This is a genomic window from Streptomyces sp. NBC_00154 (genome assembly GCF_026342835.1).
In the GTDB taxonomy this organism is placed as follows: domain Bacteria; phylum Actinomycetota; class Actinomycetes; order Streptomycetales; family Streptomycetaceae; genus Streptomyces.
On the sequence record NZ_JAPEMI010000002.1, the window covers coordinates 1,320,813 to 1,335,867 of the forward strand.

16 protein-coding genes and 3 pseudogenes are annotated in these 15,055 nt (G+C 67.7%); 11 read left to right on the forward strand and 8 right to left on the reverse strand.

Going from position 1 to position 15,055, the window contains the following annotated elements; all coding sequences use genetic code 11:
- Positions 1–251 precede the first annotated feature (251 nt).
- Positions 252–683: a protein phosphatase gene (locus OHA03_RS42615; protein WP_267009295.1), complete on the forward strand. Its 432-nt coding sequence runs from the start codon at positions 252–254 to the stop codon at positions 681–683.
- 239 nt (positions 684–922) lie between these two features.
- Here OHA03_RS42615 and OHA03_RS42620 read toward each other — a convergent pair whose 3' ends face one another.
- On the reverse strand, positions 923–1,129 hold the full coding sequence (locus OHA03_RS42620; RefSeq protein WP_267009296.1) for a DUF5988 family protein: 207 nt from the start codon (positions 1,127–1,129) through the stop codon (positions 923–925).
- Between the two features lie 301 nt (positions 1,130–1,430).
- Between OHA03_RS42620 and OHA03_RS42625 the strand changes: the two are divergent.
- Positions 1,431–1,766: pseudogene (locus OHA03_RS42625) on the forward strand (VOC family protein); the annotation flags it as partial.
- Positions 1,767–1,893: 127 nt separating this feature from the next.
- Here OHA03_RS42625 and OHA03_RS42630 read toward each other — a convergent pair.
- From OHA03_RS42630 to OHA03_RS42640, 3 genes and pseudogenes are all read right to left on the reverse strand, one after another.
- Positions 1,894–3,318 (reverse strand): MFS transporter, encoded by a 1,425-nt coding sequence (locus tag OHA03_RS42630; RefSeq protein ID WP_267009297.1) that lies wholly within the window; start codon positions 3,316–3,318, stop codon positions 1,894–1,896.
- A gap of 526 nt (positions 3,319–3,844) precedes the next feature.
- A pseudogene (locus OHA03_RS42635) lies at positions 3,845–4,351 on the reverse strand (cation:proton antiporter); the annotation flags it as partial.
- 66 nt (positions 4,352–4,417) lie between these two features.
- Complete coding sequence (locus OHA03_RS42640) at positions 4,418–4,864, reverse strand: DUF1772 domain-containing protein (protein WP_267009298.1); 447 nt, start codon at positions 4,862–4,864, stop codon at positions 4,418–4,420.
- A 92-nt stretch (positions 4,865–4,956) separates the two neighbouring features.
- On the opposite strand from OHA03_RS42640, the gene OHA03_RS42645 reads away from it, so the two are divergent.
- The 3 genes and pseudogenes from OHA03_RS42645 to OHA03_RS42655 all read left to right on the forward strand — a co-directional run bounded on the left by OHA03_RS42645 (position 4,957) and on the right by OHA03_RS42655 (position 6,726).
- Entirely contained in the window at positions 4,957–5,535 is a 579-nt protein-coding gene (locus OHA03_RS42645; protein WP_267009299.1) for a TetR/AcrR family transcriptional regulator, read from the forward strand.
- A gap of 182 nt (positions 5,536–5,717) precedes the next feature.
- Positions 5,718–5,870, forward strand: a pseudogene (locus OHA03_RS42650) (hemerythrin domain-containing protein); the annotation flags it as partial.
- A gap of 214 nt (positions 5,871–6,084) precedes the next feature.
- Entirely contained in the window at positions 6,085–6,726 is a 642-nt protein-coding gene (locus OHA03_RS42655; protein ID WP_267009300.1) for a YceI family protein, read from the forward strand.
- A gap of 256 nt (positions 6,727–6,982) precedes the next feature.
- Here OHA03_RS42655 and OHA03_RS42660 read toward each other — a convergent pair whose 3' ends face one another.
- Complete coding sequence (locus OHA03_RS42660; protein ID WP_267009301.1) at positions 6,983–7,219, reverse strand: hypothetical protein; 237 nt, start codon at positions 7,217–7,219, stop codon at positions 6,983–6,985.
- 404 nt (positions 7,220–7,623) lie between these two features.
- On the opposite strand from OHA03_RS42660, the gene OHA03_RS42665 reads away from it, so the two are divergent.
- From OHA03_RS42665 to OHA03_RS42680, 4 genes are all read left to right on the forward strand, one after another.
- Positions 7,624–8,340, forward strand: coding sequence for a hypothetical protein (locus tag OHA03_RS42665; protein ID WP_267009302.1), 717 nt, complete (start codon positions 7,624–7,626; stop codon positions 8,338–8,340).
- Between the two features lie 423 nt (positions 8,341–8,763).
- Positions 8,764–9,555 (forward strand): SMI1/KNR4 family protein, encoded by a 792-nt coding sequence (locus OHA03_RS42670; protein ID WP_267009303.1) that lies wholly within the window; start codon positions 8,764–8,766, stop codon positions 9,553–9,555.
- A gap of 128 nt (positions 9,556–9,683) precedes the next feature.
- Entirely contained in the window at positions 9,684–10,178 is a 495-nt protein-coding gene (locus OHA03_RS42675) for a MarR family winged helix-turn-helix transcriptional regulator (RefSeq protein ID WP_267009304.1), read from the forward strand.
- On the forward strand, positions 10,175–10,633 hold the full coding sequence (locus OHA03_RS42680) for a MarR family transcriptional regulator (protein ID WP_267009305.1): 459 nt from the start codon (positions 10,175–10,177) through the stop codon (positions 10,631–10,633). The genes OHA03_RS42675 and OHA03_RS42680 overlap by 4 nt, the downstream gene beginning before the upstream one ends.
- A 601-nt stretch (positions 10,634–11,234) precedes the next feature.
- Here the strand turns inward: OHA03_RS42680 and OHA03_RS47935 are convergent.
- Complete coding sequence (locus OHA03_RS47935) at positions 11,235–11,471, reverse strand: DUF664 domain-containing protein (protein ID WP_323181382.1); 237 nt, start codon at positions 11,469–11,471, stop codon at positions 11,235–11,237.
- A gap of 212 nt (positions 11,472–11,683) precedes the next feature.
- On the reverse strand, positions 11,684–12,409 hold the full coding sequence (locus tag OHA03_RS42695; protein WP_267009306.1) for a nucleotidyltransferase domain-containing protein: 726 nt from the start codon (positions 12,407–12,409) through the stop codon (positions 11,684–11,686).
- 356 nt (positions 12,410–12,765) lie between these two features.
- Here OHA03_RS42695 and OHA03_RS42700 point away from each other — a divergent pair, with 356 nt between their 5' ends.
- Positions 12,766–13,404, forward strand: a complete 639-nt coding sequence (locus tag OHA03_RS42700; RefSeq protein ID WP_267009307.1) for a cysteine hydrolase family protein — start codon at positions 12,766–12,768, stop codon at positions 13,402–13,404.
- Between the two features lie 428 nt (positions 13,405–13,832).
- The gene (locus tag OHA03_RS42705) at positions 13,833–14,069 is read left to right on the forward strand and encodes a hypothetical protein (RefSeq protein ID WP_267009308.1); all 237 of its coding nucleotides are present in this window, start codon (positions 13,833–13,835) and stop codon (positions 14,067–14,069) included.
- Positions 14,070–14,096: 27 nt separating this feature from the next.
- On the opposite strand, the gene OHA03_RS42710 is transcribed toward OHA03_RS42705, so the two are convergent.
- Positions 14,097–14,921: a transposase family protein gene (locus OHA03_RS42710; protein WP_267009309.1), complete on the reverse strand. Its 825-nt coding sequence runs from the start codon at positions 14,919–14,921 to the stop codon at positions 14,097–14,099.
- Between the last annotated feature and the right edge of the window lie 134 nt (positions 14,922–15,055).

Consider the following 15,055-nt stretch of genomic DNA (forward strand, 5'->3'; position numbering starts at 1 on the left):
GGAAGATTTTTTTCGGGAGGGGTGTGGCTCTTCCAGGTGTGGCGTGCCGATCAGGCGCTGCGGCGTATCCGTCCTGGTGGGGGGCTTGGTGCCTCCCGTGTGCGCGGGCGGGTCACTGCCGGACAGCGGTCGAACCGCCGTCACTGTGCTGGAGCCCTGAGAGTTGAGGGGAGCCCTGTCATCTCGGCCGGTCCGGGGGAATGTCGAGACGGTGACCGCGGTTGCCCGTCGACGCTCGGTAGATTGCTCGTGTGGCGGAGAACTGGAGCTCGACAGACAGCGGGATCATTCGGTTTCCCTCTGGCGCGCTGGTGCGCGGCCGGGGCCTACGTCATCCACTGCCGCCGGGACCGACTCCGTCCTTTGCGGTGTATCTGCTCGGCAAGCAGCCACCAGCCACCGCCTGGGATGCTCGGTGGTTGCGCTGGCCCGACTTTTGGCTACCGGACCGTCAGGAGGCGCGGAGCCTCGTCGAAGAGGCTCTGACGCGCGCGGCGAACGAACGCGTCGAGATTGCGTGTGGCGGTGGATACGGGCGGACGGGGACAGCCCTGGCATGCATGGCTGTCCTCGACGGAGTCCCGGCCGGCCAAGCGGTGGCGTTCGTCCGCCGGCACTACCACCGCCGCGCGGTGGAAACTCCCTGGCAACGACGATTCGTACTGCGCTTCCAGGACGTATAGGAGATGCAGTGGCGCGGATGCGGACTGCCGCCCACGGCGGGGCTGTTGTGGTCGCTGATTCCCTGCCGTTGCCTGGGTTCGGTGCAGTTGCGTCGGCGGTGATGAGAGCCACCGCCGTTGCGGTGAATGAGTGGCATGTCAGTGAGGGGACGGGATCATGGCCGCGGAAGTGGTCAGGCAAGTTGGGTGGTGCCCGTGTGCCGATGGTTCTGTGCCTGGGGCTGTGCTGTGAGGAGTGATCAGCCCGGGATCTCTGTGCGTTCCCACCACTCGTAGACAGGCAGCTCGCCCTCGGTGGTTTCCTGCTGGCGCGCTGTGGCCTTGAAGTGTTCGTATCCGCCACGGAACGGAATCTTGAGGTCGGTGCCGGGTGTGGTGAGGGAGACGATCCGTTCGGGGAGATCGTCGGGTCCGCCCTCGAGGACTGCCTTTGCTGCGTTGGTCATGACGAGAGTTTCCCCGGAGAGGCGGCTCGGCTTCTTCATGACGCGCCGAGGACGCTCGCTGAGGGAGTCTCTCGCACAGCCGTTTGCCGCCGGGTCATGCTGTAGCGGCCGCTGATGGTGTGTCGGCCGCATGTCCGGTGAGCCCGGTTGGGCTTGGCTACGTCAGAGCCGTGGGCCGGCAGAAAGCGTCCGGGCACCGCACCGTACCGGGCCTGTCGTGCGGGCGGGAGCATGTCTCTTCGATGGGCAGCGTCGGAGCGCCTGACTTGATAGGCAATCTGCCACTTGCCTATGGCTCGCCCTGCGCTTCTATGCGAACGTGTTGGGCTTCGTGAAGAAGGCCGAGGTCCCACTGGGCAAGGACCGGTGGCTGACCGTGGTCTCACCGGATGACCTCGACGGGACCGAACCGCTGCTCGAGCCCGACGGCCATTCCGCGGTGAAGCCGTACAAGGCGGCGCTGGTCAAGGACGGCATCCCGGCCACATCCTTCGCCGTGCACGACGTACATGCGGAGTTCAACCGGCTGCGCGAGCTCGGGGTGCACCTCACCCAGGAGCCGCGGGAGATGGGCCCGGTCACCACTGCAGTTTTGGGCGATACCTGCGGCAACCTGATCCAGATCGTGCACAGCGAGCAGGGCTCCAGCCGCGAGTCTGCGCCGCCCGCCAGTGGTTCGGCCGCGGTCTCGGCGCCGCCGAGGTCGACTCGGCGATCGAAGAGGGTGCGCCGCGGACGACCGAGCGCGCGCGCCTCCTTCGACGTCAGAGAGCAGTGCTGGTCGCCTGCCCCGCGGACTGCACCGCAGGCCCAGTGCTCGGCAGCGGCCGACCCTGTCCGGCGTGCGGACCTCGGTGCCGGAGGAGCAGGACCACGGCACTGACCAGAGTGATCAGCTGCGTAACCACCAGGAGGGACAGGCCTGCGGTGAAGCCGTGTCCGCTGTCCATGGCGATTGCCGTTCCCATGAGCGTCGGCATGAATGCCGACACCAGGTTGCCGACCCCGTTGACCACCCCGTAGGCACTGCCCACGCTGCCCGCGGGGGCGTGGCGCTGCACGAGTGTCGGGATGGCGGGCCCCTGCAGCCCCCAGAATCCTCCGGCGAGGATCAATGCCGTCGCCGAAACGGTGTTCGAGGTTGCGGACACGGCGAGCGTTGCGCACGCACCCGCCCCGACGCTCCCGACCACCAGCACCAGCGGGAGGTGCCGCTGCGGGACCCGGTCGATGAACAGGCCACCGAGCAGCCCCGAGCCGAGGCTGACCGTGAACGGCAATGCAGCGAGCCACCCGGTCTGCGCTGCGGAGAAATGGCGTGCCTGCAGCAGATACGAGGGGAGCCAGGAAGCGGTGCCCCACAGGAAGGCCAGGGTGGCGATCTCGATCAGCAGGATCCACCCGAGGCGCGGCGTTCGCAAGGCCCGGATCAGGGTGGACAGCAGGATGCCGAAACCGCGCGGGTGGCGATCGGAGGGAATCGGTCCGTCTTCCGGCTTCCGGTCCGCGTCCCGGTCCTGTGCATGGTCGCGGTCTGATCCGCGATTGCCTGCGCTCAGGGGGCGGATGAACAGCAGCACCAGGGGGATGCCGAGAAGCGCGTTGAGCGCACCGAGGGCATGGAAAGACGTGGCCCAGTCGGAGTGCACGATCAACAGGGTGATCAGCGGCATCCCCACGGCGGTGCCGAGGGAGACGCCCATTGAGCTGACCGCGTTCGGGCGGCCCAATTCGGCGTCAGCGAACCGGTCCTTGACGTACATCGTCTTGAGAGAGAACAGCGGACCTTCCGCGGCCCCGAGCAGGCACCGCACAGCCAGCAGCAGAAACAGGCTGCCGATCCATGGCGAGACGAACGTGAGCACCGCCCAGGTGGCCACACTCACCAGGAGCCCCCGCCGCGCCCCGAGCAGCGTCTCGTACACCGGCGTGAGCACGAAGGCGGCGAGACCGTATCCGAGCAGGAAGATCGTCATCAGAGCCCCCTGCGCCACCCGGTCGCCGGCCAGCCCGAACCTGTCCAGGAAGGCGTTGTCGGTGATGAGCACCGAGATGTTGACCCGGTCGACATAGGAGATGGCCACGACGATGGTGAAGGTGAGGACCCCGTACCAGCGCCCCGCCTTGGATCTGAGGTCCGTAGGCCCTTCGTCGAGACGTCCGAGCCGTCCGAAAGCCGTGGGCCGCATCGGCACCGTCCCTTCATCGTGGCGTGCGTGACGCCCGCTCATTTACCTTAGGGCTTAAATAAATATGTCGCGGCTTTTTTAGCAGTGCGAGCTGGGTGTGGCAAGCGTCGGCCGATGGCCTGCGGCGTCGGCCGAGTCGCCTCGTTACGGACTGCAAATCGTGATGATTCGTCAACAATCCCTGTAGACAACGGAGTTGGGCGTGTCCGAAGGTGCTCGTCAGCTGCGCTCAGGGCGGGTGAAATGCGGGATCGCGCGTTGGGCGATGGCCGGTGCGGCCGACATCGCTCTTCGGCCCAACCAGTGCGTCGGCCTGCGTAGCCCTGTCGGCGCCACCGGCGCGCTCCGCGGTGCCCCGGCGCTGCCGCTGCGCTTCGGTGGGTACACCGGACGGGGTCGGCGGGCCGGCGTCGCCGTCGGAGCAGGTGCCGGACGCGCCCTGTACCGGCTCGGCCGACGGGGTGACGGCAAAGGAAGTGCGGGCTCGGTGGCCGGGCAGACAGGCGGCCGCGGCTCGAAGGATATGGGCGAGCAGGTGCGCGCGCCCGGCGACGACGGGGCCGAGGACGGCGAGGACGAGGACGTAGCCGGCGATGAACGGCGCGAGGCGGCCGTCGAGGCCGGCGCTGGTGGCCATGGCGGCCAGGATCAGCGCGAACTCGCCGCGTGCCAGGAGGGTGGTGGCGATACGCGCGGCGGGCTGCGGGCCGTACTGGTAGAGGCGGGCGACGAGCAGTCCCGCGGCCACGTTGATGACGATGGTCAGGGCTGCGGCTGCGGCGACCGGCGTGGCGACGGAAGCGATGTCTCCTGGGTCGATGGCCAGTCCGAAGGCGAAGAAGAAGATGGCTGCGAAGGCGTCGCGCAGCGGGTGCACCAGTGCGCGGATCCGCGGTCCGGAGGGGGTTCCCGCGAGGATCAGACCGACCATGAAGGCGCCGATGGCGTCGGCGACCCCGAGGACCTCGGAGACCCCGGCGATGAGGACTGCGGCTCCGAGGAAGCTGATGACCAGCAGTTCGTTGTCGCGGACTGTGTGGCCCGCTGCCGCCCGGGGAGTGGGGATCGTGCGCCACCAGCGCGGTGTCGGCCCGCGGGCTCAGACGAGGGCGGCGACCAGCAGGGTGAAGGCGGCGATGATGACGGCGACGCGGACGTAGTGGAAGCGGTCCCAGCGGTTCTGCTGCTCCTTCCAGTCCTCGGGCCGGTTCTCGGGGGTCCATGTCTTGCCCCGGTTGTTGATCGGGACGAGCAGCAGAAGCGACATGATCACGCTGAGGATCAGCAGCGCGCCGGCGATCACGACGAGGCCGGCGCCGTGGTGGTGCCATCCGGCGATGGCCCAGAGGGCGGTGAGGACGAGCGAGGTGATGTACCAGACCGGCATCAGGGCGCCGAGCATCCGGCCCCCGTGGGCGCGGCCGAGCACGCCGCTGTCCTCGGGGAGTCCGTTGAGGATCGGGTTGATGACGAAAGCGACGGAGAACTCCACCCCCACCATCAGGCCGACGACCACGGTGGTGAACACCTCGAGTGCGTTGAGCATGATGACCCCTCCAGGAATCTAGCGCTGCTAGCTGATGAGGCAACGCTAGTACTGCTGCCGCTCGATTGTCTAGCAGTGCTAGGATTGAAATCATGTCGGTACAGGAACGCAAGGAGCGCGAACGGGCGGGCCGCGAGCGCCTCATCGTGGCTACGGCCCGAGAACTCGCCGAGCAGCAGGGCTGGGACGCGGTCACCACCCGCCGGCTCGCCGAGCGCATCGAATACAGCCAGCCCGTCCTCTACAGCCATTTCCGCGGCAAGCGCGAGATCATCGGCGCCGTCGCCCTCGAGGGTGCCGCCGAGATGGCCGCGGCGCTGCGGGCCGCGACCTCCGCCGCAGACGGCCCCCGCACCCGGGTCACCGCCCTGGCCCGCGCCTACCTCGACTTCGCCGAACGCAACCCGGCGGTCTACGACGCCATGTTCCAGCTCGACGGCGGCCTGGCGTTCGCACACGAGGACACCCCCGAGGCGCTGAAGGACGCCTTCGCCGCCCTGCTGGAGAACCTCGGCGAGGTCGCCGGGGACGGCGTCCACCCGGCACTGTTCACCGAGACGTTCTGGGCGGCCCTGCACGGACTGACCACCCTGACCCGGGCGCGACGGCTCCCGCCGGAGGACACCGACCGCAGGGTGGAGCTGCTGGTGGACCGGCTCGCCATGGTCTGACACACCGCCCCAGCAGGCACGCAGCCGGAGTCCCCGTACCCCGCTGCCTGCCTCCGTCATTGCTTCCGGTCACTCGCGCCCACACGGCACGGCCGCTGACCGCCGGGCCCGTACCCCCGACGGGGCACCCGCCCCGGAAGCTGGGGTGCTCATTGATCACGACCCGATACGCGCCCTAGTCGGGCGACAAGGTCCGCATGGCCAAGAAGATGGCGCCCACTCGCCCGCACCCTTCCGCCCCGGACACCCGGTCCGGCAACAAGCTGCTCGGCCCCGGCACCGGTCTGGTCGACCGGGCCCGGGATTTGCTGACCGGACGCGGCAAGAGCGAATGAGCATGCTCACGACTGTCACGGCACAGCACTCCCCGCGCGTGGCGCGTCCCTCGCGACGTTCCCGGTGACGGCCTTCCGCGCGTTCCCGTGGAGGACCGTCGGTGACTGACCGTACCCGTGCAGGGCTCCGAGTTGTGAAAGTCTGTTCATACATGAGCGGGTTTCCCACCCGCGACTTGCGCGTGCGACGTACCGCCGAGTAACAACATGTTCCATGAACCTTTTCAGCCGCGGCACCACGATCCGACGCCCGGCGGCGCCTGCCGCTCCAACTGCCCCCGCTGTTGCCGTGATGCCGGATCCCGCCCTGGCGGCTCTCAGCGGAGAGTGGATGATCGACCCCGCCCACAGCAGGATCGGTTTCTCCGTGCGACACGCCATGGTGACGACGGTGCGCGGATCCTTCGGTTCGTACGAGAGTCGCCTCTACTTCGACGGCCGGAACCCGGTACGCTCCCGCGCGGACATCGTGCTGCACACCGCGAGCGTCGACACCGGGGTGGAGCAGCGTGACGCCCACCTGATCGGGCGTGACTTCCTGGACGCCGCGACGTATCCGCAGATGAGGTTCACGAGTACCGCCGTTCAGCTGGTGGGCAAGGACGTCTACCGAATGGCCGGCGACCTCACCATCAGAGGTACTACCAACCCCGTGGAGCTGGACATCACCTACATCGGCCATGTCACCGACCCGTTCGGCTACGAACGGGTCGGCTTCGACGGCACCACCACCATCAACCGCTCGGACTGGGGCCTGACCTACAACGCCCGGCTGGCGGAGGGCGGGGCGATGGTCAGCGAGCGGCTCCGCCTCCAGTTCGACATCGCCGCGATCCGTTCCACCTCGGAGCGCTGACCCCGCCTGAACGGGAGGTGTCTCCGGCACATCGGCCACCACTGGATCGGCATGGCCACCCTGTCCCCCGTCGAGGGTCACAGCCGCAAGTGCCCGGTTTCCCCACCAGTTCACCCACACAGCAAGCAACAACTCGGAGGCCGGGCAGGCGTCCGACCTGGCGGTGACTCCCATCAGGTGGCCGACGCCGTCCGTCGATCGCCACCCGCGCGAGCGCCAGCGGACCCGGTACCAGGGACGCCAGGGGCAGCAGCATTCACGTGCACAGGAAGCAGGTCGTCGCCGCCAGCAGCACCAGGCCGGTGCCCGGCAGGTCGCGGGCGGCGTCGTGGGCCGCAGCGCGTATGGCGGTGCGCCAGTCGGTCGTCGACTCCGGGCGGCCGCAGGCGCGCAGGCCCACCGTCAGCGCGGCCGCCGCGACCGGGGCGGCAGCACCCGCGAACACCGGGGCCCCGGGGAGGCCCGCGCCTGCCAGCACAATGTCGGCGGCCATCAGGGCGAGGGCAACAGGGCGTGCAGGGGTTCGCCGGGCCGGGGCGGAGGGACGCGGTCGGCAGCCGCTCCAGTCGGGGCGAGCGGCTGGGCGTCGATGACGGTCTTTCAGGGGATGAGACGTGCGTTTTCGCCCTGCAGGGATCCGACGACACGCTGTCGACAGGGTGAGTGGGCGGCATGTGTCGCCCGGAAAGCCTAACGATGCACTAGAGACACCCGCTATTACATTTTTTGATGCCATGTCAGATACAGGATCCATGTCCGATGAGTGCTACGTGTACACCCGGTCGGCCCTCTGGTGTCACACGTTAGGTATGCCCGATATGACAGTTATAGGAGCTGTCAGTACGTTCGTCGCAGGTCGGCTGTCCGGCCGGCATCTCTGAGACAGGGAGAAGTGACATGAGCACGCGTACCGTCGCAGTGACCGCCGCCGCAGTGGGCGTCGCGGTCCTTGCCATCACCGGCATCACCTACGCCTCGAACGACGAATCCACCCCGTCCGCCTCGTCCCAGCAGGCCCGTCCGCCCGTCCAGAAGGCCGCCCCACCCGCGCAGAAGGCTGCGCCCCCCGTCCGACAGGCGCCCCCGGCCGCGGCTCCCCTGGGTGAAGACGCCAGCAAGAGCAACGGCGGCGAGGGTCGTGGTGGTGACGGCGGTGGCGATGACGGCGGGTATGGCGGTGGTGACGACGGTGGTGGTGACGGCGGGTATGGCGGTGGTGACGACGGAGGTTACGGCGGTGGTGGTGACGGCGGTTACGGCGGTGGTGGCGACCGTGGATACGGCGGTGGTGGTGGGGGCGGTTACGGGGGCGGCTACGGCGGCAAGGACGAGGGATGGATCCAATTCAACGACCGGACGTACTCCGCAGCCGCGGACGGGTGCATCACCGCGGCCAGCGGACTGGGCTCCTCGAGCTTCAGCATCAGCAATGACAGCCGGAAGGTTGTCGAGGTCTATCGTGGGGCCACCTGCGACAACGGCTCTCCTGTCGCCACTGTCGGTCCCTACGGCAGCACCCATGGCGTCGTGACGCCCACCGTCCAAGGGGGCCTGTTCCTCAATGACGGCGTCGTGGGCAGCTTCCGGGTGATCGGCGACCACGGCGGGTGGTAGTCGCGCCACTCCATCACATGGAAACCCCGGCCCGTCGGAATCGGGCCGGGGTTTCTGGCGTGGGAATGCCCTCCGGTGCATGTCCGCCTGGAATCCTGCGTCAACGCCGAAGGGCTCAACGGTCGCCGGCCGGACATCGTCCGCTTCGGCGAAACCGAGGTCCAATGGCAGAGCTACCCGCCGTCGAGACAGGAGATCGGCCAGTCGGTGAAGCCCGCGAGTACCTTGCCGTCGCACGTCAGTTGATGGCCCTGAAGTGCAAAGGGGTGCTTCACCGCGGTCCGAACCCGCCACATGCCTACCGTGTCCGTACGCCGCGGAGGTAAATGTCCCGTCTCGCTCAATCGAGTTGCATTCTCGCTGGGGGTCCGGCCCGTCTGCTCGCTGTTTTCCTGCCCGCCGGCATGGTGCAGGGTGGATGTCATGTTTGCCGATCATCAGGAGTACGACGTAGTTGTCACGGCCGTGGCTCCGGTGGGGGCCGCCGTCCACGTGGACGGGCACGATGGCTTCATCGACCGGACCAAACACCCCTCATGGTGGTCGGACACGCCCCACGCCGCGGTCGGCGACCGGATGCGCGCGGTGGTACTGGACGCCTCCAGGACCCCGTCACGGTTCAGCGCCCTGCCGAGCGATATGCAGACCGCTCGGAGTCTGCGTCATACCGAACCGCTGGTGCGCCTCTGTCCGCCGACTGACGGCGGCCGAACCGTGAAGTGGTCCGCTGTGGAGGAGGCGTTGGGCGTCGCCTTGCCGGCTGACTACAAGCGGCTCGTTCAAATGTACGGTGGAGGGCTCTTCGCGGGGGTGCTCTGGCTGCTGGAACCGGGCTGCCCGGATGAGATGTACGACCTGGTCGCCCAGGCCGCGGAACGCGAGGAGATCCTCGCCGAACTCTGGGAAGCAGGGGAGGGCAAGCCGTCGGAACTCCATGAGAGCAACGCGAGGCTGGTGCCCTGGGGGTACGCGGAAGGTGCCGGACACTTCCTCTACTGGCTGGTCCGGCCAGGTGTCGAGCCGGAGGAATGGACCGTCATCCTCAATGAGGGACGCGGCCCTCTCTGGGAGGCCTATCCGGTGTCGTGCAGTCAGTTCCTCCTCGATGTGGTGGCCGGCACGACGACGTCGTTCTACTTCACCGACCTCGACGACGTCGTTGACCCGGAGGACGGGACTCGTTTCGCACCCAACTCGCAGATCCTCAGCCAGTAAGAGCAGATGGTGAGGCCAGGACCGACCATTCGGGCTTGCTGTTCCGCGGCGACTGCGTTCCTCGGTTCGAGTTCTGGCATCTCAGAAAATAGTAGCCATGGACATGGTAGCCATGTACTCTATCTGGCATGAGCAAGGGTTCACCGGGCCCCACGCCCGGCTTCCTGGTATGGCGGCTCGCCAACAAGTGGCGCGTCGCGGTCGATCGAGCGGTGGCTCCGCTGGGCCTCACCCACGCGCAGTACTCACTGGTCGCGTCGCTGTACGGCATGCAGCGCGCCGGCGAGCGGCCCAGTCAGCGTCGGCTCGCCGACCACACCGGCCTGGAGGCGCTGTACGTGTCGAAGCTGGCGCGCGCCCTGGAGTCGGCCGACCTGATCGAGCGCACCCGCGATCCCCGCGACCCGCGCGCCGTACAGCTTGCCCTCACCGAGCAGGGCCAGGTCGTCACCCGGCAGGCCATCGCGGTGGTCCAGGAACTGCTTCAGCAGTTGCTGGAGCCACTCGGCGGCCTCGACGCCCCGCGGGCGCGCGCGTTCACCGACGAGCTGACGACCCTGCTCGACGCACCTCTCGCTCCATCCGTACCGAACGACGAGAGCACTCAGGGGACAACACCATGACCACCAGCGTATCCACCACCACCGCACCCGTTGCCGACGCCCGCGCCCTGGGCCTGGCCCACTACGCCGCCCGCGGCGTCCTGGAGCACGTCCTGGCCGGGCACGACACCACGTTTCAGCAGCAGGTCGCCCTGCGCGCCGCCGTCACCGCCGACGCTCCGCAGACGCCGGACGATCTCGTCACCCAGGTGCGGGGCTCCCTCAAGGCCGATCCGGCCGACATCCGTGCCACTCTCGACGAGCTGCTGGCCAAGCAGATGCTCGTCGCGGACGGCGCGCACCTTCGCCCCACGGATGCAGGGCGCGAACTGATCGCCGCCGTCGGCGCGGAGACCGCCCCCATCAGTGCCCGCATCTGGGGCGGGATACCCGCCGAGGACCTGGCCGCCGCCGGCCGTGTCCTCTCCCTGGTCACCGAGCGCGCCAACGCGGAGCTTGCTGCGCTGACCGCCTGACCGAGCGTCGGTCGCGGTTTACGGCGCCGAAGGAGGTCACCGGTGATACGACCTGCAGCGCCCCCAGCAACGCCTACTACACGCACGGGACACCGGCGGAGCGCTGGAAGCGGGCGCAGCTGTTCTTCGACGCCAGGGACTACGCGCCGCGGGCACGAGCGCTCGGCGGGCTGGTCAGGAGGTACCCGAGCAGACGGGGCCGCAGCTGCTGCCGGCGCGCCTACTGCTACTCGGACCAACTGCTCTGCGCGGAGGCCGAGTTACGGATCATCGTGGAGCGCGACCCGGTCGAGCAATACGCCCGGCTGATGCTGGGCCGCACCCAAGAGCGCCAGGGGGCGCACCGAGGAGGCCCAGTCCCATATGCACTACGGCAAATGGTGGCCGTGCCGGGAAGGATCTGACACCCGCGTCTCGGATGTGGCGGCCCGCCCGGTCGACGTGCGAAGGGCTCCCGGACGGGCTCCACCTCCACGCTGCCCTGGCTGCCCGCGCCAGAGCCGCTGACAGGGCCGGTACTTGAGCTGAACGGGTAAGCCGCGGCCAGCTGCTGGGCGCACGTCCCTGCGAGTCATGGTCCGTGGCCAGTGACCGCAGGCGCTCATGGGGATCGGCCACCGGATGAACAATCAGGCCTCGTCGCAGACGGCGTGCAACTCCCACCCGCTCCATGGTGGGAACCACGCCGGGACGAACGTGTTGAGGAACGAAACCAGTCACCCGTTGCCCCGTCGGTCCGCTCCCGAAGGAAGTCGGCGTGGCCGTTGCGGTGGGCGTACTCCTGGATCAGCATCACGCAGACCCAGCGCAAGGTGAGGGGAAGGCTACGAGGGGACATGAACGTCTCCTGGAGGTCGCGCCCGGCCGCCGCTGCGTCGCAGGCTTTGGCCTCAGCCTGAACAATCCGAAGTCCCTCTCGGTATCGATCACGGACGTCCCCACCTTGCTCTGAACGCCCGAGCCGTCGATACAGCCCGGTGTGCTTGCTCCCGGCAAGAGGCTTGATCGCGGACCACGACTACGCAAACGCCACCGAAGGTCGGGCAGTGTTCAAGCCCACCCGTGCTGTGTGTACCCCTCCCGCAGCGGCCCGCCGAGCAGGTTGAGCACCTGCTCGGCAGCAACCGTCAACGGCGCTGGGTTGCTGTGTTCGGCCACGGTCCGATGGCCATCCAGCAGGGCCTTGCCCAGTGCCGGATCTGCGCTGAGCAGTCTGCGGGGCAGCCACTTGCCAATGCCGGTCCAGGCCTGGTGGTACGCGGTGAGGAGGTGCGCCGCCTCACGGAGAGTGAAATCGGCAAGAGAGAGCTGCTCGTACCGGTCGGCCGGCCGGATGTCGATCAGATCGTCCATGAAGCAGGTGAGGAGATAGCGGCCTCGCTCCCACTCGGTGGGGGTGAGGGCCGGAGGGCCGGCCGCGAGTACCGCTCGGGCCTGTGCCTGGGTACGGGACACGTGGTCGTGCGGGTCCATCAGGGACACGCCCTGGTCATAGATGAAGAGGACTGTGCCTCGGCGGCGGGCCCTGTCCCGCTCGAAGGCCGTCGGGACGTCCGCAAGGGTGTGCAGGAACAGCTCGGCCAAGCGGCCGTCTTGGCGTATCACCTCGCGGCGGCTGGTATCCGAGTCCGGAAGGAGGACAGCCACATCCAGATCGCTGTTCGGAGTTGCGCGGCCTTGGGCGGCTGAGCCTCCGAGGATGGCCCCCAGGGCGTGCGGGTAGCGGTTCGTGATCAGGCGGAGAGCTTGGGCTACCGGGGCGGTTTGATCATTCATGAGTCGTCATCGTGCCAGCGAAGGGGACTCTTCCACCACAGCCGACGCACTCTCAGGTTCACCGTCTCAGTAGCACCCCAGCAGCAAGTCGACGGGGAGCACCTCCGGTTCGGCTCAACGTGGCGCCCCGACCTGTCCCGTTCTATGGTCGAAGCTGACGGCTGGAGCGGGGCGTGAGCAGCTACTGTGACGGTAGTTGCGATCGGCGCCGCTCCAGGTACGAGAAGGCCTTCAACGCCGAGCTGCTGGAGTTCCTCAAGAGCTGACCGCCACCCACCCCAGGCCTGGCGACGCATTCGTGCTTCATGGACGACTGTCCGCCACCGGCCGGAACGACATACCAGGGGAGTCTTGGCATGAACGATCCCGGCTACACCAGCGAGAGCACCGCACTGCTTGTGGTTGACCCGTACAACGACTTCTTGTCCGAGGGCGGGAAGCTGTGGCCGCGAACAAAGGCGGTTGCCGAGCATGTCGGTCTCCTCGACCACATGCGCCAAGTCTTGGCAGCCGCCCGTGCCTCCCGACTGCGCATCATGTTCGTGCCGCACCGACGGACTTCTCCGGGCGACTACGACACGTGGGCGTACCTGTCCCCCTCGCAGGAGGCAACGCGTAAGGGGCAGGTCTTCGCCGCGGGTACATGGGGCGGGGAGTTCCACCCGGACTTCCAGCCGCGCGAGGGAGAACTTCGCGTGCACGAACACTGGTCCGCCAGCGGCTTCGCCAACACTGACCTGGATTTTCTGCTGAAACAGCATCATGTCTCAAGGATCGTGCTGATCGGCATGCGGGCGAACACCTGCATCGAAACCACCGCGCGTTTCGCCCAGGAGCTCGGCTATCACGTCACGCTGATCAAGGACGCCAGCGCCGCTTTCCGCCCTGAGGAGATGCAAGCAACGTTCGAACTCAACGCTCCCACCTATGCCCACGCCATCCTCACCGCGGAGGAATTCATTTCAGGGCTGTCTCATGCTGCAACCAGTCTCTGAGAGCACGACCGGGACTTTCGTCACCATGGATACCTGGCTGCTCTCATGTCTGGACTTGTCGAGCGCGGACCAATGTGGGATTAACTCAGTGCACGGCATTGAGGTCTTCTCGGCAACCTGACGGTTGCAGTGCGTGACGACCCGCTGGACGGCGGCATGGTGACCCGGCGTCAGGCATGGAGGCTTCACGCGTTGACCTGTGTCACCTACACCGCGGTGCTCAATGTCCGTCGGGAGACCGCCGAGAACGTCGCGAGTAGGGACGCCTGGCCCGCAACCCCGCCGGGGAGCTCGTCGGCCCGAGCGTCCCGGGCCGCCACTACGGAGACTGGTGAGCTCGCATGTTCATCCCGACCTGGGAAACTCGCGACAGTTGTATACACGAAACGCAGCAGCATCAACCCCCAGCCCCCACTTATACTCCCTCGATGAACGACATGCGGTGCACTCAATGCGGTCAGGTCGGGCTTGAGCAGGGCTTTGTTAGTGACAGTGGCCAGGGCTCCCGCGGGTACGCGCGATGGTTCGGAAGCCTCCTAGAGCGGGGCATAATGGGCATAGCTAAGACGCGAGGCCTGCCGCAATGGCAGATCGATGCCTTCCGCTGCCCGAACTGCGCGCACCTGGAACTTTTCGCCGTCCAGCGATTGGACCTTCGTGGGTAACGTCTCGCGACGGTTCGTGATCTTCGTTCAGGTGGTGCGGCCGTGCTCCATCTGGAGCAGGGCGAGGGCGGCTCGGGCGATTCGGGTGATGCTGCCGGGGTCGAGGCTGACTCTGCGCAGGGCCTTGAAGGTCACCTTGAACAGGGCATTGGCGCGTTCGGCGACGCCGTGGATGCCGCGGATCACCTTGTTGAACGTCTTCTGCTTGAGGTCGAGTTCGCGTCCCTGAGGCTTCTTGGCGGGGTGACGGAAGCCAGGGTCAGCGTTCTCGTAGCCGAGGTCGGTCAGGGTCGGGATGCCCAAGGTGGCGGCGAGGCGGTTCAGCGCGTCGACGAGGCCGTGGGTGCGGGCGCAGGTGGTGTCGTGTTCGCGGCCGGGGCGGACCGGGGAGACCCAGATCGGCCAGCCGTCCGGGGCGGAGATGACCTGGACGTTGCCACCGTGGTGCCGGTGTTTTCCCGACCACCAGAGGTCTGCTTTGTTGGGGCCGGGGGTGGCGACGCGGTCGGTACGGATGACGGTGCCGTCCAGGTTGAGGTGGGTGTATCCGGCGGCCGTCGCGCGCTCCAGGGCGGTGGACAGGTCCGGGGCGTGGTCGGCAAGCACGGTCAGGCCCTCGTGCAGGTAGCGGTAGGCGGTCGGTGTCGAGATGCCGTTGTCCCGGGCCAGTTGGACGAGCCGGGCCCCGTCGATGGACCACCGCAGCACGAGGACTGCCTGCTTGAAGGCGCCCAGCGCGCGGGTGCCTCTGCGAGTCCCGAGCCGTTCCCGGTGCTCGTGTAGCGGTTTCGCAACGTGCTCGGCGGTCTCCCGACGAACATTGAGCACCGCGGTGTAGGTGACACAGGTCAACGCGTGAAGCCTCTGGTGCTGGGGAACGTGATATTTGCAGACCTGTTCCTACCAGGGGCTTCACTCATGCCTGACGCCGGGTCACCATGCCACCGTCCAGCGGGTCGTCACGCACTGCAACCGTCAGGTTGCCG

Coding starts and splice junctions, on each gene's coding strand:
- OHA03_RS42620 (WP_267009296.1), bottom strand. CDS start 1,129: ATGACCAACGCAGCAAAGGCAGTCCTCGAGGGCGGACCCGACGATCTC.
- OHA03_RS42630 (WP_267009297.1), bottom strand. CDS start 3,318: ATGCGGCCCACGGCTTTCGGACGGCTCGGACGTCTCGACGAAGGGCCT.
- OHA03_RS42640 (WP_267009298.1), bottom strand. CDS start 4,864: ATGCTCAACGCACTCGAGGTGTTCACCACCGTGGTCGTCGGCCTGATG.
- OHA03_RS42645 (WP_267009299.1), top strand. CDS start 4,957: ATGTCGGTACAGGAACGCAAGGAGCGCGAACGGGCGGGCCGCGAGCGC.
- OHA03_RS42655 (WP_267009300.1), top strand. CDS start 6,085: ATGAACCTTTTCAGCCGCGGCACCACGATCCGACGCCCGGCGGCGCCT.
- OHA03_RS42660 (WP_267009301.1), bottom strand. CDS start 7,219: ATGGCCGCCGACATTGTGCTGGCAGGCGCGGGCCTCCCCGGGGCCCCG.
- OHA03_RS42665 (WP_267009302.1), top strand. CDS start 7,624: ATGAGCACGCGTACCGTCGCAGTGACCGCCGCCGCAGTGGGCGTCGCG.
- OHA03_RS42670 (WP_267009303.1), top strand. CDS start 8,764: ATGTTTGCCGATCATCAGGAGTACGACGTAGTTGTCACGGCCGTGGCT.
- OHA03_RS42675 (WP_267009304.1), top strand. CDS start 9,684: ATGAGCAAGGGTTCACCGGGCCCCACGCCCGGCTTCCTGGTATGGCGG.
- OHA03_RS42680 (WP_267009305.1), top strand. CDS start 10,175: ATGACCACCAGCGTATCCACCACCACCGCACCCGTTGCCGACGCCCGC.
- OHA03_RS47935 (WP_323181382.1), bottom strand. CDS start 11,471: ATGTCCCCTCGTAGCCTTCCCCTCACCTTGCGCTGGGTCTGCGTGATG.
- OHA03_RS42695 (WP_267009306.1), bottom strand. CDS start 12,409: ATGAATGATCAAACCGCCCCGGTAGCCCAAGCTCTCCGCCTGATCACG.
- OHA03_RS42700 (WP_267009307.1), top strand. CDS start 12,766: ATGAACGATCCCGGCTACACCAGCGAGAGCACCGCACTGCTTGTGGTT.
- OHA03_RS42705 (WP_267009308.1), top strand. CDS start 13,833: ATGAACGACATGCGGTGCACTCAATGCGGTCAGGTCGGGCTTGAGCAG.